The sequence below is a fragment of the Agrobacterium sp. YIC 4121 genome (assembly GCF_002008205.1).
GTDB lineage: Bacteria > Pseudomonadota > Alphaproteobacteria > Rhizobiales > Rhizobiaceae > Agrobacterium > Agrobacterium leguminum.
In genome coordinates, this window is sequence record NZ_MRDI01000014.1 from 71,127 (window position 1) to 91,967 (window position 20,841).

Consider the following 20,841-nt stretch of genomic DNA (forward strand, 5'->3'; position numbering starts at 1 on the left):
GTCGGGCCTATCCCGGGATCACATCATGCGGAATATTCTGCTTCTGACTGCCGCCGTCCTCTTTTCGCATAGCGCGCTCGCCGCCGGGCCTGCCGATCCAGTCCAGAAGGTGATGGATATCACCGTCAAGAACTGGTCGGGCGAGGCGGAAAACTGGAAATACGTTTTCGACGAGGACATGCTGACCAGCCTTTTCAGCAAGGATTTCGTCGCGCAATATCGCGAAGCCTCCAAGAAGCCGGCTTACGAGGCTGAAAGCGGCGAGACCGGCGATCCCTTCGGTTACGATGTCGTGACGAACTCGCAGGATGGCTGCCCGCTGGCCGATGTTTCCGTGACGCCGGGCGCGGTGAAGGACGGCGTGACAGACGTGACCGCAAAGTTCAAGCTCTGGGCCTGCATGGATGAGGCGGAGATGAAGGCGACGGTTGACGAAGTGCATTTCGACGTCGTCGAGGAAAACGGCCGCCCGGTCATCAGCGATATTCACCGGGTTGGCGATGAGGGCAGGGATTCGCTGCGCGAAGAAATGGCGAATATCATCAAGGGGGAGCAATAAGGCGTGTCTTGCCAGCGGGGTGGAGCCAGGCTTTCTCCGCGCCGGCTTTGATTTTGGCGCCGATCTGTGCCAGTGAAGCGCGCTTTAGCGCGTCGGGCTGAAAATCGATGCGACGCTTCAACACACGGACAAAAGACGATGGCAGGCACAAACAGCGATCTCGAACTTGTGGCGGAAGGCCCGGCGATCATTCTCGTCGAACCGCAGCTCGGCGAAAATATCGGCATGGTGGCGCGGGCCATGGCCAATTTCGGCCTGGCCGAATTGCGTCTGGTCAATCCGCGTGACGGCTGGCCGAGCGAGAAGGCGCGCGCCGCAGCCTCCAAGGCCGATCACGTCATTGACGCCACGAAGGTATTCGAGACGCTGGAAGAAGCGATCAAGGACCTGAACTTCGTTTATGCCACGACCGCGCGTGAGCGCTACGGTTTCAAGCCGGTGCGTGCGCCCGTCACCGCCGCCGATACGCTCAGGGCAAAATTCAAGGCTGGCGAAAAGACCGGTATCCTCTTCGGCCGCGAGCGCTGGGGGCTGACCAATGAGGAAGTGGCGCTGGCCGACGAGATCGTGACATTTCCGGTCAATCCCGCTTTTGCCTCGCTCAATATCGCGCAGGCCGTGCTTTTGATGTCCTATGAATGGATGAAATCCGGCATGGACGATCTGGGAGAGACGCTTTTCCAGTCCGTCGAGCAGCGTCCTTCGACCAAGGAACAGGTTTTCGGCCTGTTCGAACATATCGAGGAAGCGCTGGATGCGCGGGGTTATTTTCATCCCGCTGAAAAAAAGCCGAAAATGGTCGACAATCTGCGCGCCGTGCTGTCGCGACGCGGGTTTTCCGAGCAGGAAATCAGCGTTTTCCGTGGCGTGATCAATTCGCTCGACCGCTTTCCCCGGCAATGGCCGAAGCAGGCGGGAAGGGCAGCGGGGCCGTCGGTTGAGGGAGCAGGGGAGAATGCTGAAGACGAGTGAGGCGGCGGCCGATGTGCTGAAACCGGTGCTGGTGTTCGATTCCGGCATTGGCGGGCTGACCGTGCTGCGCGAGGCGCGGGTGCTGATGCCCGAGCGCGGCTTCATCTATGTGGCCGACGATGCGGGTTTTCCCTATGGCGGCTGGGAGGAGGAAGCGCTGAAGGCGCGCATTCTTTCGCTCTTCGACAAGCTGCTGGACGACTATAGCCCGGAAGTCTGCATCATCGCCTGCAACACCGCCTTCACGCTCGCTGGCGCGGATCTTCGCGCCCGCTTTCCGCAGATGACCTTCGTTGGCACTGTGCCCGCCATCAAGCCGGCGGCGGAGCGCACCCGCTCGGGCCTCGTTGCGGTGCTGGCGACACCGGGTACCGTCAAGCGCGCCTATACGCGCGATCTCATCCAGTCCTTCGCCAGCCAATGTCATGTCCGCCTCGTCGGTTCGGAAAACCTGGCGCGCATGGCGGAAAGCTGGATCAGGGGCGAGCCGGTCTCGGATGAGGCGGTGCTTGCCGAAATCGAACCCTGCTTCATCGACAGCGAGGGAAAACGCACGGATATCGTCGTTCTTGCCTGCACCCATTACCCCTTCATGGCCAATCTGTTTCGCAGGCTGGCGCCATGGCCGGTGGATTGGCTTGACCCCGCCGAGGCGATTGCGCGGCGCGCGCGCCACCTTGTGCCGCTGCCGCAGGATGCCGAGCATCCGGATGGTTTCGATTTTGCCGTCTTCACCTCCGGTAAGCCGGATTTCGCCACCCGGCGGCTGATGCAGGGTTTCGGTCTCAGCGTTTCGGCGGCCTGAGCGCCTGTTGTATTTTTGCATCTGTTTTATCCGTCTTTTGCAATTCGAGATTGCGACCACTTGTCGCGCCGGATTTCTTGTGTAAGATGCACCTTGTCTGTAACCGCTATAAATGGAGGCGTGGAATGACCGATTACATCAATATGCGCCTTAACGGCATGTCAGGCCTTTCCGGCATGTTTATCGGCGGTTATGTGATGCGAGGCATCTCCCTCCGATAAGGCTTATGGCCTGATTTCCCTGCCGTTTGGCATTTTCACTTCGTCCGACATGTGACTTGCGCGTTTGCGTGGCATGAGTGCTGCGCGCACCGTTTCGGCATGTCGTTTTCCATCGATAAAGGACCTGGCCGCTTTGCCGCGCCGGGATGGATTTCCCATGCAGAAAAATCAACCATTGGTAGCATATGCGCTGCCGGATGCGGTCGATCGCTTGTTCGTCACATTCGGTGTCTGGAAAACCCTGAAAGCGGTTCTCATTGCCGCACTGGTGCCGCGTGCACCGCCGACCGATCCTGCCGATCTGCCAGAGCGCCTGCTGGTCGATATCGGCCTTGACCCGTCGCGGGTGAAGCGGCGGCGGGATTGGGAGGTCCCTCACTGGGCGCCCCGGTTTTGATTGGCAAAGGCCTCTCCGGCAAAGAAATGTCGGGGTGGCCGCCGCATCTCTGCCGTTACGTATCGTATAGCGATGCGATACAGGATACGCTGTTCTTATGATCGTCAGTTTCCGACACAAAGGACTGGAAGCTTTTTATCGTTCCGGGACGACCAAGGGTATTCAGCCTGCGCATGCCGCCAAGCTTGGCCGAATACTAACCTTGCTTGAGGTTGCGGCAGGCGTTCCCGATCTTAATCTTCCTGGTCTTAAACTTCATCCGTTAAAGGGTGATATGAGGGGCCACTGGTCCATATGGGTGAATGGAAACTGGCGTGTGACGTTTCGATTTCTGGATAGCGACGTCGAACTTGTCGACTATCAGGATTATCACTTAAGGGAATTGTTCCAATGATGAAATTTCCTGTTCATCCCGGTGAGTTGTTACGGGAAGAGGTTATTGCCGCACTTCAGCTTTCCGTAACAGACGCTGCTGAAAGGCTTGGAATGTCGCGCGTAGCGCTTTCGCGGGTCTTGAACGGACGGGCAGGGGTCAGCCCAGACCTTGCCTTACGGTTGGAGCGGGCGGGGGTCAGCACCGCGCGGGCATGGCTTGCCATGCAGTCGAATTACGATCTTGCACAGGCGATGAAACGTGAGCAGCCGCCCGTTCGTCCGTTGGATGACAGGGCGGCATAATCTTCGAAGATTTGGCTTGATACCTTCTGGTTTTGGTGGCTTGCTCCCAAAGATCAGATAGGGAGATTCCTCATGCCGCTGGAAAACTGGCTGGCCTTCGTGGCCGCATCCGCCATCATGCTCGCCATTCCGGGACCGACGATCCTGCTGGTGATTTCTTATGCGCTGGGCCATGGCCGCAAGGCCAGCACGGCGACGGTGACGGGCGTGGCGCTCGGTGATTTCACCGCGATGACGGCTTCCATGCTGGGGCTCGGCGCGCTGCTTGCCACATCGGCGGCGCTTTTCACCGGGCTTAAATGGATCGGTGCGGCTTACCTCATCTATCTCGGTATCAAGCTGTGGCGTTCGCCGGTCGGCGGCGAGGGGGCGGAAGGGACGGGCGTGACCGGCCGCGAAAGGCCGCTCAAAATCTTCCTGCATGCCTATATCGTCACCGCGCTGAACCCGAAGAGCATCGTGTTCTTCGTGGCCTTTCTGCCGCAGTTTCTGGTGCCGACATTGCCCTTCTGGCCGCAGGTGCTGATTTTTGAAGTCACGTTCCTCGTGCTTGCCACGGTGAATGCGGCGCTTTATGGACTTCTGGCAAGTGCCGCCCGCAATACGATCCGCAAGCCGAAGGTTCAGCGCATCGTCAACCGCACGGGCGGCGGTCTCCTGATCGGCGCCGGCCTCATTACCTTCGGCTGGAAGAGGGCGGTCGCGCCGTAAGGCAGCTCTCGATCGCCTGAAATTCGGACATAACAAAATGGCATTGCCGCATATACTTCTCGCCCTGATCACCGTGTTTTTGTGGGGCTTCAATTTCGTCGCCATCAAGGTCGGCGTCACCGACATGCCGCCTTTATTTCTGACGGGTGTGCGTTATTTCTTTGCAGCCGTGCCGCTGGTATTCTTCCTGCCGAAACCCAATGTGCCGTGGCGTCACATGATCGTGTACGGCATGGCGATGGGCTTCGTGCAGTTCGGCCTGCTTTACCCGGCCATCAAGCTCGGCCTGCCGGCGGGGCTTGCTTCGCTCGTCATGCAGTCGCAGGCCTTCTTCACGCTGGCGCTTGCCGTGGTGTTTCTCGGCGAGCGACCGTTGCCCTCACAGATTCTTGGCGCGATCATCGCTTTTGGCGGGCTCGCGGTCATTGGCGTGGAGCGCATGACGGCGGCAGCGTTGATACCGCTGCTGATGGGGGTCGGCTCGGCCATTGCCTGGGCATGCGGCAACATTGTCAACCGCCGCATCGGCCAGGTGAACGCGGTTTCCTTTGTGGCGTGGACAAGCCTTGTGCCGGTTCTGCCGTTGATTCTGCTTTCGCTGGTGGTGGAAGGACCTGATGCGATTGCGGAAGGCCTGCTCAATGCGACGCCGACGATGGCGTTTGTGGTGATCTACATGGCCTATGGTGCGACCATTGTCGGCGCGGGTATCTGGAGTTACCTGCTTCTGCGGTATCCGGCCGGAACGGTTGCGCCGTTTTCGCTACTGGTGCCTGTTGTCGGTTTCATCAGCGCCTATCTCGCTTTTGCGGAGCATATCACCGTCTTCGAGGTGGTCGGCGCAGCACTGGTCATTCTGGGGCTCGCGCTCAACGTCTTTGGCCGGCGCATCGGCGCTTCACGCTTTTGGGTGAGGTCTACGCAGGGCTAAGAGCGAATTGCCTGTGCATTATCGGCATGGGTGAGACGCAACAGGCATTTTTTTGGTAAAGACCATGTTCGGCCGTCCCTTGAGGGAATCGGTCCTGATATGCAGCACAGGGAATGGAACATTGCAGGTCGGCATCGACATGGGAACCCTATCGGGCGGGCAGCAGGCCAAGCTCGATATCGAGGAATTGCTCGCGACGCGCCTGCTGGTGCAGGGCAATTCCGGTTCCGGCAAGTCGCATCTGCTGCGCCGGCTGCTCGAGCAATCGGCGCAATGGGTGCAGCAGGTCATCATCGATCCCGAAGGTGATTTCGTCACGCTTTCCGACAAGTTCGGTCATGTGGTGGTGGATGGCGAGCGTACCGAAGCGGAGCTTGCCGGCATAGCCAACCGCATTCGCCAGCACCGCGTTTCCTGCGTGCTGACGCTGGAAGGCCTCGATATTGAACAGCAGATGCGGGCCGCCGCCGCCTTCCTCAACGGCATGTTCGATGCGGATCGTGAATATTGGTATCCGGTGCTTGTCGTGGTGGATGAGGCGCAGATGTTTGCGCCCTCCGTCGGCGGCGAGGTTACGGAAGATGCCCGCAAGGCGTCGCTGGGCGCCATGACCAATCTGATGTGCCGTGGCCGTAAGCGCGGTCTTGCCGGCGTCATCGCCACGCAACGTCTTGCGAAGCTCGCCAAGAACGTGGCGGCGGAAGCCTCCAACTTCCTGATGGGCCGCACCTTCCTCGATATCGACATGGCGCGCGCGGCCGATCTGCTCGGCATGGACCGGCGGCAGGCGGAAATGTTCCGCGATCTGCAGCGCGGCAATTTCGTGGCGCTTGGCCCGGCGCTGTCGCGTCGGCCGCTGCCCATCGTCATCGGCCCGGTGGAAACCTCGGCGCGTTCCTCCTCGCCGAAGCTGATGCCGCTGCCGGATGCGCCTGAGGATGTGGAAGACCTGATCTTCACGCCGGATCCGGAAGAGTTTACGCGCGCCGCGGTGCGCCGTACGCCGCCTGCACCGCGCCCGACCAACGACATTCTCGCCGAGCTTTCCCGCTCCACGCCCGCTGCCGTTGGTCCTTCGCCCGAGCCGTCGCTCCGGGCTGGGCAGCCAGAGATGACACCGGAGGAGCGCGAGGAGAAGATCGCCGCGGTGCTTGTCGAAATTCTCGACGATCCGCAATCGGCCTATCGCACCGATGCCGTACTCTATCAGGATTTTCTGGTGCGCGCCCGTATGCGCCGTATTCCCGGCACGCCGATGACGCTGCCGGAATTCCGCCGACAGGTGGCGATTGCCCGCTCCGGCGTGGATGCGGCGATGGCGGCCAGCGAAGGCTGGCAAAAGGCGCTGGAACTGTCGACGTCGGTTTCCGACGACCTGCAGGGCGTTTTCCTGCTTCTGGTCAAGGCCGCTCTCGGCGAGGAGCCTTGTCCTTCGGATGCCCGCATCGCCCGCGCTTATGGCACCCATTCCGCCCGCCGCGCGCGGCGGCTGCTCGGTTATTTCGAGGAGAAGGAGCTTGTGGTGGTGCATGCCGATTTCTCCGGCAAGCGCATCGTGGCTTTCCCCGATCTCGATGCAAAAACCGCACCCGGCGATGCGGATGCGGCTGAGGATGATGCCAGACTGGCGGCGGAGTAATCGCTATTCCGCCAAAATCCGCACGGCGAAGCGGATCGTCGTGTATAGACCGACGAGGCTTAAAGCCAGCACGCAAACAATAGCGGCTATGACAAGTGCCGAGGCCAATCGGTGCGGCCGTTGATAGGGGCGGGTGCTGACATCCGTTTTTACGGGAGCGACCCGGGAGAGCTGCGCCGCTGTCCATCCGCTGCGTTCGAATTCCGGCGAGGCGATAAATTCCGCCAGATGCCGTTGCCGTCTTATGGAAGAGGGCAATTGCGCCAGAAAGCGCTGCGGTTCACGCCGGTTGTTTCTCGACAGGAATATATCGATCGCTTCCCTGAAACGTTCTTCGCGCGCGCCGGAGCAGAACAACATGCGCCCCGCTTCCACGAGGTCGTTCATCTCGAGCAGCACTTCGCCGTATTTTTGAAAGAGCACCAGATCGACTTCAGGATGGCTGAGCCTGCCTTGAAGGATTTCCTTCGCTCGCCAGAGTTTCTGTTCGGAAATGGCTTGGTCAACGGGTTCAAAGGTCATTTTAAAGCAATGAATTGAGAGTTTTTAATATTGTGAAAATAGATTTTGGTATTGGTCGTAATAATGCAGATTATAGGTTTCAGCATCAAAAAAGAAAGAGGAGGCGTCTTCGCCTCCTCAATTTACTGACAAACCTACTCACTCTCGACGTCATCCTTGGGCTTGTCCCTTAATAAAATCGAGACGTTGCAGGTGCTCGGGACAGGCCCGAGCATAACGGAAGAGAGCTTTCAGGACTTTGTCAGTGGTGCGAGGAGGCGTTTCCGCCTCCTCGTCGCATATTCTTACTCGATGGCCTTCGCTTCTTTCCGCGTCGCAATCAACGAACCGATGATGCCGGTTGCAAGGATGGCGACGGTGACGCCGAGAGAGACGGCGGGCGGGATCTTGGCGATGCCCAGCATATCGGCGACGAAAATCTTCGAACCGACGAAGACCAGAACCGCAGCCAGCGCATATTTCAGATAAGCGAAGCGGTGGATGAGGGCGGCGAGCGCAAAGTAAAGGGCGCGCAGACCGAGGATCGCGAAGATGTTCGACGTGTAGACGATAAACGGATCGGTGGTGATCGCGAAGATTGCCGGGATCGAATCGACTGCGAAGATCAGGTCGGCGATTTCGACCATGATGAGCGCCAGGAAGAGCGGCGTCACGAAGGTCTTGAGTTTGCCGGTGGTCTCATCGGTTTCCTTGACGAAGAATTTCTCGCCATGCAGCCTGTTTGTCACCGGAAGGTGACTGCGCAGGAACTTCAGGATGCGGTTATTGCCGATATCGGACTCGTCATGGTCGGACGAGAACAGCATCTTGAGGCCGGTGAAGACGAGGAAGGCCGCGAAGAGATAAAGCACCCAGTGGAAGTTTTCGACGATGGCCGCGCCGCCCGCGATCATGATGCCACGCAGGACGATGACGCCGAGGATGCCCCAGAGCAGCACGCGGTGCTGATATTGGCGGGGAATGGCGAAATAGGAGAAAATCATGGCGATGATGAAGATATTGTCCATCGCCAGGCTTTTTTCGACCACGAAGCCGGTGACATATTCCATCGCCGACTGTTCGCCGGACTGATACCAGATCCAGCCGCCGAAGGCCAAGCCGATGACAATATAGAAGCCCGACATCAGCAGGCTTTCACGAACGCCAATTTCCTTGGAGTTTTTATGCAGCACGCCTAGATCGAGCGCGAGAAGGCCAAGGACGAGGGAAATGAAGACCGCCCACATCCATGTGGGGGTGCCGAGAAAATCCGATAGAAGAAAGTCCATCAGTCAACCTTTAGCCGGACGAGGTTGGCTTTACGGATGGGGGACGTGAAACAGACATATACGTGGCCCCAACCTTAACAAACTCGACATCACGTGTTGTCCGGTAACACGCCAGAGGGGCCCGAGTTCTGATCACGATGGAGAGATGGGTGGGCACTTTCGCTTTTCAAGAGGAGACTTCAGAAAAAAGCGAAAGGCCTTGTTTGACAAATTCGTGAAAGCTCTGTAGAAGCCGCCACAACGCCGGGCAGTGATGTCCGGTGTGTTTTGTTGACTGCCCTGCAGTTTAAGAACTGACGTTCGGCGGTCAATATCACCGACATGTCCCGTGGTTTCTCCATTTGCATGTGAGAAGCCTGTCAGAGGCCCTGAAACGGGCTTCAGAGGAGGGCGTGTTTCCTTAAACCGGTTTGGTAACAGACCGGCATAACCTTTTGAGAAGGAAATACGATGAGCAAGCGCGAATCGGCTAAGTATAAAATTGACCGCCGCATGGGCGAAAACATCTGGGGCCGTCCGAAGTCCCCGGTTAACCGCCGCGAATACGGCCCGGGCCAGCACGGCCAGCGCCGCAAGGGCAAGATGAGCGACTTCGGCACGCAGCTGCGCGCCAAGCAGAAGCTCAAGGGCTACTACGGCGAACTGCGCGAAAAGCAGTTCCGCGCCACCTTCGACGAAGCAAACCGTCGCAAGGGTGACACTTCCGAAAACCTCATCGGCCTGCTCGAGTCGCGTCTGGACGCCATCGTCTACCGCGCCAAGTTCGTTCCTACCGTTTTCGCATCGCGCCAGTTCATCAACCATGGCCACGTCACGGTTAACGGCGTTCGCGTCAACATCGGTTCTTACCGCTGCAAGCCGGGCGACGTTATCGAAGTTCGCCAGAAGTCCAAGCAGCTCGTCACCGTTCTGGAAGCCGTTCAGCTCGCTGAGCGCGACGTTCCGGACTACATCGAAGTTGACCACAACAAGATGGTTGCGACCTACGCCCGCGTTCCGGCTCTCTCCGACGTTCCGTACCCGGTCGTCATGGAACCGCATCTGGTCGTCGAATTCTACTCGCGTTAATCGACGCGTTTCAGTATTCAGGAAGCCGCCCTTCGGGGCGGCTTTTTTGTTTGCGGGGAAGGCTTTGCATGCAGGACATTCAGGCGATCGTCGATTCCATTTACGACAGCATGGCGCCGCGGCTCGGCGAGGGGAAGGTTGCGGATTACATTCCCGAACTTGCCAAGGTCGATCCCAACCAGTTCGGCATCGCCATCACCACTGTCGATGGAACCACCTACACGGCCGGCAATGCGCTGACGCCGTTTTCGATCCAGAGCATCTCCAAGGTCTTCATGCTGACGCTGGCGCTCGGCAAGGCGGGGGAAACGGTGTGGAACCGGGTAGGGCGCGAGCCTTCGGGCTCCTCCTTCAACTCCATCGTCCAGCTGGAGCATGAGCACGGCATCCCACGCAATCCCTTCGTGAACGCCGGCGCGATCGTGGTCACGGATATCGTGCTTGCTGGCCACCAGCCCCGCGAGGCAATCGGTGAGCTTCTGCGTTTCGTGCGTTACCTCGCGGACGATGACACGATCAGCATCGACGATACGGTGGCGAAATCCGAGCAGGCGACAGGGTTCCGCAATTTCGCGCTCGCCAATTTCATGCGCTCCTTCGGCAATCTGCACCATCCCGTCGAATATACGCTCGGCGTTTATTTCCACCAGTGCGCGCTTTCCATGACCTGTGCTCAGCTTTCCCGCGCTGGCCTCTTTCTCGCCAATCGCGGCCGCAATCCGCTGACGGGGCATACGGTTGTGTCGGACCGCCGGGCGCGGCGTATCAATGCGCTGATGCTGACCTGCGGCCATTATGACGGATCGGGCGATTTCGCCTATCATGTTGGTCTGCCGGGCAAGAGCGGTGTGGGCGGCGGCATCCTGGCGGTGGCGCCCGGCAACGCGTCGATTGCGGTCTGGTCGCCGGGTCTCAACAAGGTCGGCAACTCGGCGCTCGGGTCACAGGCGCTGGAAATGCTGGCGACGAAAACCGGCTGGTCGGTATTCGGGGCTTGATATTGCCGGCGGATGGGGGCATTGCCTGCATTAAGAACGGCAGTCGTGCCGGAGCGAGCTGATGATGAACATTCTCACCAAGATCGATGATTTTGTAGATCAGGCCGGGGCCGACCAGATCGGGGCGGATCAGGACGCGTCCGAAGAAAACGGCAGCTCGCATCCCCTGTTCGACAATGCACCGCGATCGGTGTCGTTCAACAAGCTGCGCAAACGGCTGCTGCGCAATGTGCGCCAGGCCTTTACCGATTTCGGCATGCTGAATGGCCAGAAGCGCTGGCTTGTCGGCCTTTCCGGCGGCAAGGACAGCTATGGGCTGCTGGCGCTGCTGCTCGATTTGAAATGGCGTGGCCTTTTGCCGGTGGAACTGATTGCCTGCAATCTCGATCAGGGTCAGCCAAATTTCCCCAAGCACGTGCTGCCGGAGTATCTGGCGAAGATCGGTGTGCCCCATCGCATCGAATATCGCGACACCTATTCCGTGGTGAAGGAAAAGGTGCCTTCGGGCGGCACCTACTGTTCGCTCTGTTCGCGGCTCCGGCGCGGCAATCTCTACCGCATCGCGCGGGAAGAGGGCTGTGACGCACTGCTGCTCGGCCATCACCGCGAGGATATTCTTGAGACCTTCTTCATGAACTTCTTCCACGGCGGCCGGCTGGCTGGCATGCCGGCGAAGCTTTTGAATGACGAGGGCGACCTGATGGTCATGCGCCCGCTTGCCTATTGCGCCGAGGAGGATATGGCGAAATTCGCGGCGGCGATGGAATTCCCGATCATTCCCTGCGACCTCTGCGGCTCGCAGGACGGGCTTCAGCGCAATGCCATGAAGGAGATGCTGGCCGACATCGAACGGCGTATGCCCGGCCGCAAGGACGTGATGCTGAGGGCGCTTGCCCATGTCAATCCGTCGCATCTGCTCGATCCCAAGCTTTTTGATTTTTCGGCGCTTTCTGTCACCGGGGCGTCACCTGAAGAGCGTAGGGAGGCCAACTCCCCCTTATGAAGAAGTGCCCCGCCCGATGAGCCTTTCCGACAAAGATATCGACTTCCTCGTTTCCACCGTCGCCGCTGCCGGCGCGAATGAAATTCTTCCCCGCTTTCGAAACCTGAGCGCCGGTGCGATCTCCGAGAAGACCTCCGCCGTCGATCTCGTCACCGAGGCCGATGTTCTGGCGGAAAAGGCGATCACCGCTGCTCTCCTGCAGCGATTTCCGAAGGCCCACATCGTCGGCGAAGAGGCCTATGAGGCGGACCAATCCGTCATTCCCGCACTTGCCGATGCGCCGCTTGCCTTCGTGATCGACCCCATCGACGGCACTTTCAATTACGCTTCCGGTTTTCCCGCTTTCGGCACGCTGCTTGCGGTCACCGTCAAGGGCGAGACGGTGGCGGGTATCATCCACGATCCGGTGATGGGCGATACAATCGTCGCTTTGAAAGGCGAGGGCGCGTTTCTCAACCGCAGGAACGGTTCGCAGGCGAAGCTCAGGGTAGCCGATCCCGCGCCATTGTCCGACATGGTCGGCATCTTTTCCTGGGGCCACAGCCATCAGGATCGCCGGCCGGTGATTGCGGCCAATATGGCCAAGATCAAGATGGCGCTGTCGCTCAACTGCTCGGCGCATGAATATTGGCTCGCCTCGGCCGGCAAGCTGCATTTCATCGGCCATGAAAAGCTGATGCCGTGGGATCATCTCGCCGGCGTGCTCATTCATCAGGAGGCGGGCGGTTACACGGCCCGTTTCGACAATACGCCCTATCGGCCGGGGCAAACGGAGGGCGGCATTCTGTCTGCTCCCGATAAGGAAAGCTGGAAGATGCTGCGACGGGAAATCGTCGCCTTATAACATCGCGCTCAAATAGAAGGATATCGCCCATGGCTCTCGAACTCGACATCGCCTCTCTTGCCAATGCGCTTCAGGAGGCGGCGGCAGTAGAAATTCTGCCGCGGTTCCGTAATCTGGGCGAAGGCGATGTGCGGATGAAGACCGAGGCGATAGACCTCGTCACCGAAGCCGACGAGGCCGCCGAACGGCTGATCCGTGCGCGTGTGCAGGACATCATGCCGGATGCACTGTTCATCGGCGAAGAGGCGGTGGCGGCGGATGCCTCGCTGCTGGGCAAGCTTGCCGATGCCGATCTTGCCGTGGTGGTCGATCCTATCGACGGCACCTATAATTTCGCTTCCGGCCTGCCGCTTTTCGGCGTGATGATGAGCGTCATCTCCAAGGGTGAGACCGTTGCCGGCCTTATCTTCGATCCGATGGGCAATGATTGGGCGATTGCCGAAAAGGGTTCCGGCGCGTGGCTTTGCAGCGCCGACGGTTCGCAGACGCAGATGTCGGTCGTGCCGGCCCCGGAATTGTCGCAGATGGTCGGCATCGCCAATACCGGCTATTTCGATGTGGAGACACGGCGCAAGATCCTGACGAACCTCGCCGATGTGCGGCTCTTCACCAGCTATCGCTGCGCGGCGCATGAATACCGCCTGTTCTGCGGCGGCCACATGCATTTCCTGATGTATAACAAGCTGATGCCCTGGGACCATCTGGCCGGCACGCTGCTGTCGCAGGAGGCGGGCGCTTACGCGGCACGCCTCGACGGCTCGCCCTATCTGCCGAGCCATGTGGATGGCGGGCTGCTGCTCGCGCCGGATCAGGAGACGTGGGAACTGCTGCGGGAGAAGATTTTTACGGTTTGAGTCCGGAGTGACATTGGATAAATTGAACCGTCAATCAATAAAAAGGGCGCGGAACAGAATTCCGCGCCCTTTCATTTGTCTATCGCCCCTCAGCGGGTCGGCTTGTTATGCGCCTGAAACAGCACGCCCTTTTCACCGATCAGCACGAAGATGAGGCCGACGATGGAGACGGCGAAGAAGCCCGCCACCATGGGCAGCGCCGTGCCGTCGAAAGACTGGCCGATGGCCGCGCCGATCAGCGAGCCGCCGACGGTCCCCATGAAGCCCATGACGGACGATGCGGTGCCGGCGACGTGGCCGAGCGGTTCCATCGCCAGCGAGTTGAAGTTCGAGCCGATCCAGCCGAACTGGAACATGGCGAGCGCAAAGAACACGATGAAGATGGCAAAGGGCATCGGTTCCGGCCCCAGCACCTGCACCAGCAGCCAGACGAAGGTGATGGCGATGAAGCCGAGCAGCGAGCCGTGCGACAGCTTGCGCATGCCGAACCGGCCGACCAGCCTTGCATTGACGAAGGACGAGAAGGCCATGAACAGCGCCACGCCCGCAAAGGCCGCCGCAAACCATGCGCCGAGCCCGTAAATGCCCTTATAGACCTGTTCGACCGAGTTGATGAAGCCGAACAGCGCCCCGAAGATGAAGGTGCTGGAGAGCGTATAACAGAGCGCGATACGGTTGGTGAGCACGATCTTGAAACCGCCGAGGATGGAGCTTGCGGTCAGGGGGCGGATATCGTCCGGATGCAGGGTTTCCGGCAGGCGAAAATACATCCAGGCCGTCACCACGGCGGCAATGGCCGCCATGAAAGCGAAGATCAGGTGCCAGTCACCGAAAAACAGCACGATCTGGCCGGTGCCGGGCGCAATGACCGGCACGACCATGAAGACCATCATGATCAGCGACATGACTTCCGCCATCTGCCGTCCGCCATAGATATCACGCACGATGGAGACCGTGATGACACGCGTGGCCGCCGAACCGATGCCCTGAATGAAACGCAGCATCAGAAGCCCGGAGAAGGACGGTACGAAGACCACGGCTATGGCTGAAACGATGTAGATGGCGAGCCCGACGAACATCGGCTTGCGGCGTCCGAAACGGTCCGAAATCGGTCCGTACAGAAGCTGGGCGATGCCGAAGCCGAGAAGATAGGCGGAAATCACATATTGGCGGTGGTTTTCGTTTTCGACGCCGAGCGAGGCGCCGATTTCCTGAAGACCGGGCAGCATGATGTCGATGGCAAGCGCGTTCAGCGCCATCAGCATCGCGGCAAGCGCGATGAATTCCGTGCGCCCCATCGAGCCTGCGCGCGAAGCGGTGGATTGTGAAAGATTTGTCACAGGATTGCCCCAAAAAGAACGGCAAAGGCGTTGCATGAAGCAACGCCTGGCATAAATTTCTGACAATCAGGGTGGGCCGGATGAACCGGCCGAAATCAGGCCGCGCCGCGGACGCTGATACCCTGTTCTTGGAAGTGGTTTTGAAGTTCGCCGGACTGGAACATCTCTCTTACGATGTCACAGCCGCCGACGAATTCGCCCTTGACGTAGAGCTGCGGGATGGTCGGCCAGTTGGAGTAGTCCTTGATGCCCTGACGGATATCTGCATCGGCAAGCACGTTGATGCCCTTGTAGTCGACGCCGAGATAATCGAGGATCTGTACCACCTGGCCGGAAAAACCGCACTGCGGAAATTGCGGAGTGCCCTTCATGAAAAGAACGATGTCGTTGCTCTTCACTTCGCTGTCGATCATGTCGTGAATGCCGCTCATAGGCTTATTCCTTTCACATGCGGTTCAAGGCCGCTGCTTTCTGTTAGCCTCTAAATAACATGTCGCGGCGCGATTTCCACCCGGAAAGCGTAAAAAACTGCGGGTGTGGCATCGCTGATTGCAGCTCGAAGCTCGGGCTACCAGCGTGTCGTTCTCTTCGGGTAAGAAAAGTCGAGAACGATTTTTCCTATCCGCTCCCACCGTCTGAAGACTGATTGTATCAATACACCTGTTTCGCCTTCCGAAATATGGAATTCGCGAGCGTTGTCGAACGTTATGGCGCGCATGCCGCCCGGCAGCGAGCAATCGTCCTCACAGTCAATCTCCATTTCGCTATAGAAACTGTTCACTTCAATATCGAGAATTAATTTTGGACTTTTCTGGTCCACCAGGCGGCAGGTGTTGCCAGTTCTGCAGAAGGCTGTGCCGGATATCCGATCAGCACCATCAAGCTCCACGACGAAGCCGATCTTGATCTCTTTGCTGCTCTTAACCTCTGCGGCACCTTGTAACGGCCCCGAAATCGCCAGTAGTAAAACGGCGGGAAGCAGGGGGAGGCGATACATCATCGATATCGTTGTCTGCTGCGGGCGGCGGCGGTGCGCCTTTTGCTCACCTGCTTCTTGGCCGGCTTGGGTTTGATGGCGGCGTTGATCGCGGCTTCCAGAACCGAGCCGACGATGCCGCCGGCAAGCGAGCCGGTGCTTTTCGTCCGACGCGCGCGGCGCGTCTTGCGGATGCCGGTCTTGGTGAGGATTTCAGACAGCGCGCCCTTGACGACGCCGTTGAGTACTTGATCGACGATGCCAGACAAATTTCCCTCACCGATAAATAAATCACATTTCCGTCGCGATTTTTACTATACGTGCATCGCCCGCTGTATCAAGCGATCCTTTCGGGTGTCTCTAGCGCGCATTTGCTTTCTTCCGAAACGCAAAAGCGCGCTATCTCTTTGTTTTTACGCATTGTCCTGGGGTAAAAGCGATTGCGCTTTTACTGGAAATGCTCCGGCCGAAGGTTCATGCATGCCAGCCGTCAAGTCACGACTTGTTCTTTATTTCCCCGGTTTCGATCCGCTCGATGCGGCCGCCCATCATCTGCGTTACCAGCGGGCGGCGGCGCTCTCCGGCAAGACATGGAATGTCGATTATGCCGTGGGACCGCTGGAGAATGCGCCCGGGGGCGAAACATTCACGGTTGAGGCCTCGGCGGGCGAATGGCGGACCCGCTCCGACATTTTCGTTTACGACCATAATGCGGTGATATCGCAATTGCGGGATGCACCCGTCTGGCGGCAGATCTGGCTCGGTTTCAAGGCCGGAGCCGGCATTATAGCCGAGGGCGGCGCGGCGCGTTACTTCCGCCACGCCTGGCGTTTTGGGCTGTTCTTCATCTTTCCGTTCCTGCTGATGCTTGTCGGCGGCGCCCTTGCGGCGGCTATTGCCCTGTCGCCGTGGCTTTTCGCTTTACCTCTCTGGCTCTTGGCGATCAGCTTTCCCGTCGCCGCCCTGTTTTTCGTGAAGGCTTTCCTGCCGTTTGCGGAGCGGTTTCACACCCTGCATCTTTATGCGGACTGGCGGTTCGCGCTCGCGGTCGGCCGCGATGAGCCGATTGCCCGCGACTGGATCGAGGAGAGGGCGGCACTTGTTCTGACGGCGCTGGAGCAGCCCTCGGACGAGGTTCTGGTGGTTTCCCACAGCATGGGTGCCAGCCTTGCGCTTGCCGTGATCGGCCGCGTGCTGGAGCTGAAGCCGAATGCGCTGGATGGCCGGAAACTGTCCTTTGCGACCTTGGGCGGGGCGGCGCTGCAATGTGCGTTCCTGTCGAGCGCCGACCGGCTTCGCCAAAGCGTCGGCACGATTGCTCGTCACCCAGAGGTGACATGGTTCGATATCCAGTGCCTGACCGATCCTATTCATCTCTACCGATGCAATACCGTTGGCCTGACCGGTCACAGGGATGCGCCGCAGCCGAAGATCGTGCCGATCCGTTTCAAGCATTCGCTCTCGCCGGACCGTTATAAGAAGAACAAGCGCAACTTCCTGCGCATGCACCGGCAATATGTTCTGGGGCCGGACCGCAGATCCGGTTACGATTTTACCCTGCTGACGGCGGGGCCTTTGCCTGCCGCCTCTTTCGCCGCTCTGGATTCGCAGACGCCGCCCGTTTTGTAAGCGGCGACGACCCATTCGGCCGGACATTAAAAAAGGCCCGCGTGAGAGTATCACGCGGGCCTTGATTTATTCCGCAGGTTTCACGCTCTGCCGCAGGCGGGACAGAGACGGTCCGTTGCCGGAACCGCTTTCACGGGCGTTATCATTCGGGAGCCGAGGTCTGCAGGGCAAGAGCATGCAGAACGCCGCCCATATTGCCCTTCAGCGCGTCATAGACCATTTGGTGCTGCTGCACGCGGGTCTTGCCCTTGAATGCTTCCGCAACGACTTCCGCCGCGTAATGATCGCCATCACCGGCCAGATCGCGGATCGTGACCTTTGCCCCGGGAATTCCCGCCTTAATCATGTCTTCAATGTCGCCGGGTTTCATGGGCATGGTGCTTCTCCTTAATTCATTCTGCGGCGAGCAAAGTTTCGCCGTCCATGAATTGAGGGAACCACGATTCATAGGCCAAGTGCAATTCTTTAATCTCGACAGCCCGCGCCGTGCCCAGCTTTACGGTGGAACCGCCGGTAACGCCGATGACCGGGCAGGAAACGCCCGCCGCCTTCGCCGCAGTCTGCACCTCGTCGAGATCGGCCTTTTTGACCGTCAGAACGTAACGGCCCTGATCTTCGCCATAGAAGGTGAGGACCGGGTTGTGGCCTTCGACCGCGTCGATGGTCGCGCCGATGCCCGACGAAATCGCCATTTCGGCGACTGCAAGCGCCAGACCGCCCGAGGAGCAATCGTGAACGGCGGTGGCAAGACCGTCGGTAATCAGGCTGCGGACGAAATCGCCGTTGTTCTTTTCAGCGGCCAGATCGACATGCGGCGCCGGGCCATCTGTTCGGCCATGAATGTCACGCATGTAAACCGACTGGGCGATGTGTGTGCCGAGGCCGGCAGGGGCGCCGACGAGCAGCACCACTTCGTCAGCTGCGGCGAAACGGATGCGCGCCATGCGGCCCCAGTCCTTCAGCAGGCCGACACCGCCGATGGTGGGGGTGGGCAGGATCGCCTGACCGTTGGTCTCGTTATAGAGCGAGACGTTGCCGGAAACGATCGGGAACTCCAGCACACGGCAGGCTTCGCCGATGCCCTTGATGGCATGGACCAGCTGGCTCATGATCTCGGGCTTTTCCGGATTGCCGAAATTGAGGTTGTCGGTGGCCGCAAGCGGCAGAGCGCCGGTTGCGGTGATGTTGCGCCAGCATTCTGCCACGGCCTGCTTGCCGCCTTCGAAGGGATCGGCCTCGACATAACGCGGTGTGACGTCGGAGGAGAAGGCGAGTGCCTTCTTGTCATGACCTTCGACACGAACAACGCCGGCATCGCCGCCCGGCAGCTGCAGCGAATTGCCCTGGATCAGCGTGTCATACTGCTCGTAAACCCAGCGGCGCGAGGAATTGTTGGCTGAACCGACGAGCGATACCAGCGCATCGGCGATATCGGCGGCGGGGACGTCGTTTTCCGAAAGCGGCGCAGGCACCTTGGCGGGCGTCCACGGGCGGTCATATTCCGGAGCCTGATCGCCCAGTTCCTTGATCGGCAGGTTGGCGACTTCCTCGCCATTGTGCAGCACGCGGAAACGCAGGTCGTCGGTGGTCTTGCCGACGATGGCGAAGTCCAGACCCCACTTGACGAAGATTGCCTTGGCGACTTCTTCCTTGGAGGGTTCGAGAACCATGAGCATACGCTCCTGGCTTTCCGACAGCATCATTTCGTAAGCCGTCATGCGCTCTTCGCGCACCGGTACGGCGTTCAAGTCAAGCTCGATGCCGAGATCGCCCTTGGCGCCCATTTCAACGGCCGAGCAGGTGAGGCCGGCCGCACCCATGTCCTGAATGGCGATGACCGCACCGGTCTTCATCAGCTCAAGGCAGGCTTCCAACAGGCACTTTTCGGTGAAGGGGTCGCCGACCTGAACGGTCGGGCGCTTTTCCTCAATGGATTCGTCGAATTCGGCGGACGCCATGGTCGCGCCGCCGACGCCGTCGCGGCCGGTCTTTGCACCGAGATAAACGACCGGCAGGCCAACGCCCTTGGCTTCCGAAAGGAAGATCGCGTTGGACTTGGCAAGGCCGGCGGCAAAGGCGTTGACGAGGATGTTGCCGTTATAACGCGGGTCGAATTCCACTTCGCCGCCGACCGTTGGCACACCGAAGGAGTTGCCGTAGCCGCCAACACCGGCAACGACGCCGGCCACGAGGTGGCGGGTCTTCGGGTGGTCGGGCGCGCCGAAACGCAGGGCGTTCATGGCCGCGATCGGGCGGGCGCCCATGGTGAAGACGTCGCGCAGAATGCCGCCAACGCCCGTTGCCGCGCCCTGATAGGGCTCGATATAGGAGGGGTGGTTGTGGCTCTCCATCTTGAAGACGACGCAGTCGCCATCATCGATATCGACCACGCCGGCGTTCTCGCCGGGGCCCTGAATGACGCGCGGACCCTTGGTCGGCAGGGTCTTCAGCCACTTCTTGGAGGACTTGTAGGAGCAGTGCTCGTTCCACATGGCCGAGAAGATGCCAAGCTCGGTAAAGCTCGGCTCCCGTCCGATCAGGTCGAGGATACGCTGGTATTCGTCGGGCTTCAGCCCGTGGGATGCAACGAGTTCCGGGGTGATCTTGATGGAGTTTGAGATAGACATAGGTCTCACGCGGTTCGAGCCGAGGAAAGTTTCCGGTTCTTTAGCGCAAGAGGCTCGATGGTGCGACAGGAAAATGCGCGGTTTTACCCGCAAAACGCTGCTTTCTTGGCTTCTTCAGAACCTGTAACCGACCATAAGGCCTACGCGCGTGAGCCCGTCATTCGGGCCGTCGCACAGATTGGCGTGTGATGCATGCTCGATCTGGGTCGAAATATTCCATTTATTATCGAAACGATAGCCGATCGCCGCATATTCGTGGAAAAGCACCCGGCAGCCGAATTCCGCACCGGTTTCGCCGGCACTGTTTCTCAGCTTGCCATCGTGCCAGAGGCCGCCAAAACCGAAATCGAGAAAGATCTTCGGGTTGAGATCGAAGGTCCAGTTGACACCGCCGTAAATGGTATTCGCCGAGCCCTCAGTGCCGATCTCGCCACCGATATGCAGCCGCGGGCGGGAGAGTTTTTGGCCGAGCGTTACCGCAGATGCACTGGCGAAGGGATCAAAATAGACGGTGAAGGCCGGGAAGATGCCATCCTCACCGCCATTGTCGTGATTGGAAATCGAGGTGGTTGCGCCGAAGCGCAATTCGTCGAAGACGGTGCCTTCCGCAGCAGTGGCGGGCATGATGCCGATAAAGACACATGCCGCGAGAAGGATCGCCAGCGTGAAACACGCCCTCATACCTGTGGAACCGAATGCTGCCATCGAATCATTCCCCACCTCGAATTGCGGAAAGGATGGCAGGTTTGTCGGCGTGGTAAATGATAAGTTACTGAATTAAGCCGGGTGTTGCAGGAAA

24 protein-coding genes are annotated in these 20,841 nt (G+C 59.4%); 15 read left to right on the forward strand and 9 right to left on the reverse strand.

The genetic code is table 11. The features are described 5' to 3' along the window. Nucleotides 1–25: 25 nt before the first annotated feature. The 9 genes from BTE54_RS13420 to BTE54_RS13460 all read left to right on the forward strand — a co-directional run bounded on the left by BTE54_RS13420 (nucleotide 26) and on the right by BTE54_RS13460 (nucleotide 6,913). Nucleotides 26–559 (forward strand): hypothetical protein, encoded by a 534-nt coding sequence (locus BTE54_RS13420; protein ID WP_198939140.1) that lies wholly within the window; start codon nucleotides 26–28, stop codon nucleotides 557–559. Between the two features lie 138 nt (nucleotides 560–697). Then, a complete protein-coding gene (locus tag BTE54_RS13425) occupies nucleotides 698–1,531 on the forward strand; it encodes an RNA methyltransferase (RefSeq protein ID WP_078052767.1) in 834 nt (277 codons plus the stop codon). Next, nucleotides 1,515–2,336 carry a glutamate racemase gene (gene murI, locus BTE54_RS13430; RefSeq protein WP_078052768.1) on the forward strand — a complete coding sequence of 274 codons (822 nt, stop codon included), beginning with the start codon at nucleotides 1,515–1,517 and terminating at the stop codon, nucleotides 2,334–2,336. The genes BTE54_RS13425 and murI overlap by 17 nt, the downstream gene beginning before the upstream one ends. 378 nt (nucleotides 2,337–2,714) lie before the next feature. Next, a complete protein-coding gene (locus BTE54_RS13435; protein ID WP_059760384.1) occupies nucleotides 2,715–2,954 on the forward strand; it encodes a hypothetical protein in 240 nt (79 codons plus the stop codon). Between the two features lie 97 nt (nucleotides 2,955–3,051). After that, a complete protein-coding gene (locus tag BTE54_RS13440) occupies nucleotides 3,052–3,348 on the forward strand; it encodes a type II toxin-antitoxin system RelE/ParE family toxin (protein ID WP_078052769.1) in 297 nt (98 codons plus the stop codon). Next, nucleotides 3,345–3,632: a HigA family addiction module antitoxin gene (locus BTE54_RS13445; protein WP_020810458.1), complete on the forward strand. Its 288-nt coding sequence runs from the start codon at nucleotides 3,345–3,347 to the stop codon at nucleotides 3,630–3,632. The genes BTE54_RS13440 and BTE54_RS13445 overlap by 4 nt, the downstream gene beginning before the upstream one ends. A gap of 72 nt (nucleotides 3,633–3,704) precedes the next feature. Beyond that, a complete protein-coding gene (locus tag BTE54_RS13450; RefSeq protein WP_078052770.1) occupies nucleotides 3,705–4,343 on the forward strand; it encodes a LysE family translocator in 639 nt (212 codons plus the stop codon). 37 nt (nucleotides 4,344–4,380) lie between these two features. Further along, entirely contained in the window at nucleotides 4,381–5,274 is an 894-nt protein-coding gene (locus BTE54_RS13455; protein ID WP_078052771.1) for an EamA family transporter, read from the forward strand. Between the two features lie 121 nt (nucleotides 5,275–5,395). After that, a complete protein-coding gene (locus BTE54_RS13460; RefSeq protein ID WP_198939141.1) occupies nucleotides 5,396–6,913 on the forward strand; it encodes an ATP-binding protein in 1,518 nt (505 codons plus the stop codon). A 3-nt stretch (nucleotides 6,914–6,916) separates the two neighbouring features. Here BTE54_RS13460 and BTE54_RS13465 read toward each other — a convergent pair whose 3' ends face one another. Together BTE54_RS13465 and BTE54_RS13470 are read right to left on the reverse strand one after the other, a co-directional pair. Further along, nucleotides 6,917–7,435, reverse strand: a complete 519-nt coding sequence (locus tag BTE54_RS13465; protein ID WP_078052772.1) for a hypothetical protein — start codon at nucleotides 7,433–7,435, stop codon at nucleotides 6,917–6,919. 284 nt (nucleotides 7,436–7,719) lie between these two features. Next, the gene (locus tag BTE54_RS13470) at nucleotides 7,720–8,703 is read right to left on the reverse strand and encodes a TerC family protein (RefSeq protein ID WP_078052773.1); all 984 of its coding nucleotides are present in this window, start codon (nucleotides 8,701–8,703) and stop codon (nucleotides 7,720–7,722) included. A 450-nt stretch (nucleotides 8,704–9,153) separates the two neighbouring features. On the opposite strand from BTE54_RS13470, the gene rpsD reads away from it, so the two are divergent. From rpsD to BTE54_RS13495, 5 genes are all read left to right on the forward strand, one after another. Next, nucleotides 9,154–9,771, forward strand: coding sequence for a 30S ribosomal protein S4 (rpsD, locus tag BTE54_RS13475; protein WP_003520423.1), 618 nt, complete (start codon nucleotides 9,154–9,156; stop codon nucleotides 9,769–9,771). Between the two features lie 68 nt (nucleotides 9,772–9,839). Beyond that, complete coding sequence (locus BTE54_RS13480) at nucleotides 9,840–10,769, forward strand: glutaminase (protein WP_059760375.1); 930 nt, start codon at nucleotides 9,840–9,842, stop codon at nucleotides 10,767–10,769. Between the two features lie 61 nt (nucleotides 10,770–10,830). After that, entirely contained in the window at nucleotides 10,831–11,772 is a 942-nt protein-coding gene (gene ttcA / locus BTE54_RS13485; RefSeq protein WP_198939142.1) for a tRNA 2-thiocytidine(32) synthetase TtcA, read from the forward strand. Between the two features lie 16 nt (nucleotides 11,773–11,788). Continuing rightward, on the forward strand, nucleotides 11,789–12,616 hold the full coding sequence (locus tag BTE54_RS13490) for an inositol monophosphatase family protein (RefSeq protein WP_078052774.1): 828 nt from the start codon (nucleotides 11,789–11,791) through the stop codon (nucleotides 12,614–12,616). Between the two features lie 29 nt (nucleotides 12,617–12,645). Then, nucleotides 12,646–13,470 carry an inositol monophosphatase family protein gene (locus BTE54_RS13495; RefSeq protein WP_078052775.1) on the forward strand — a complete coding sequence of 275 codons (825 nt, stop codon included), beginning with the start codon at nucleotides 12,646–12,648 and terminating at the stop codon, nucleotides 13,468–13,470. An 89-nt stretch (nucleotides 13,471–13,559) separates the two neighbouring features. On the opposite strand, the gene BTE54_RS13500 is transcribed toward BTE54_RS13495, so the two are convergent. The 4 genes from BTE54_RS13500 to BTE54_RS13515 form a co-directional block, all read right to left on the reverse strand. Further along, complete coding sequence (locus BTE54_RS13500; RefSeq protein ID WP_065655211.1) at nucleotides 13,560–14,768, reverse strand: multidrug effflux MFS transporter; 1,209 nt, start codon at nucleotides 14,766–14,768, stop codon at nucleotides 13,560–13,562. Between the two features lie 137 nt (nucleotides 14,769–14,905). After that, on the reverse strand, nucleotides 14,906–15,241 hold the full coding sequence (gene grxD / locus BTE54_RS13505) for a Grx4 family monothiol glutaredoxin (RefSeq protein WP_003520429.1): 336 nt from the start codon (nucleotides 15,239–15,241) through the stop codon (nucleotides 14,906–14,908). A 137-nt stretch (nucleotides 15,242–15,378) separates the two neighbouring features. Beyond that, complete coding sequence (locus tag BTE54_RS13510) at nucleotides 15,379–15,810, reverse strand: hypothetical protein (RefSeq protein ID WP_078052776.1); 432 nt, start codon at nucleotides 15,808–15,810, stop codon at nucleotides 15,379–15,381. After that, nucleotides 15,807–16,055 (reverse strand): hypothetical protein, encoded by a 249-nt coding sequence (locus BTE54_RS13515; RefSeq protein ID WP_078052777.1) that lies wholly within the window; start codon nucleotides 16,053–16,055, stop codon nucleotides 15,807–15,809. The genes BTE54_RS13510 and BTE54_RS13515 overlap by 4 nt, the downstream gene beginning before the upstream one ends. A 211-nt stretch (nucleotides 16,056–16,266) precedes the next feature. On the opposite strand from BTE54_RS13515, the gene BTE54_RS13520 reads away from it, so the two are divergent. Next, a complete protein-coding gene (locus tag BTE54_RS13520; RefSeq protein WP_078052778.1) occupies nucleotides 16,267–17,415 on the forward strand; it encodes a hypothetical protein in 1,149 nt (382 codons plus the stop codon). Between the two features lie 142 nt (nucleotides 17,416–17,557). On the opposite strand, the gene BTE54_RS13525 is transcribed toward BTE54_RS13520, so the two are convergent. From BTE54_RS13525 to BTE54_RS13535, 3 genes are all read right to left on the reverse strand, one after another. Further along, nucleotides 17,558–17,791, reverse strand: coding sequence for a BolA family transcriptional regulator (locus tag BTE54_RS13525; RefSeq protein WP_003507909.1), 234 nt, complete (start codon nucleotides 17,789–17,791; stop codon nucleotides 17,558–17,560). Nucleotides 17,792–17,807: 16 nt separating this feature from the next. After that, nucleotides 17,808–20,042: a phosphoribosylformylglycinamidine synthase subunit PurL gene (gene purL, locus BTE54_RS13530; protein WP_078052779.1), complete on the reverse strand. Its 2,235-nt coding sequence runs from the start codon at nucleotides 20,040–20,042 to the stop codon at nucleotides 17,808–17,810. 114 nt (nucleotides 20,043–20,156) lie between these two features. After that, nucleotides 20,157–20,747, reverse strand: a complete 591-nt coding sequence (locus tag BTE54_RS13535) for an acyloxyacyl hydrolase (protein ID WP_078052780.1) — start codon at nucleotides 20,745–20,747, stop codon at nucleotides 20,157–20,159. Nucleotides 20,748–20,841: the final 94 nt, after the last annotated feature.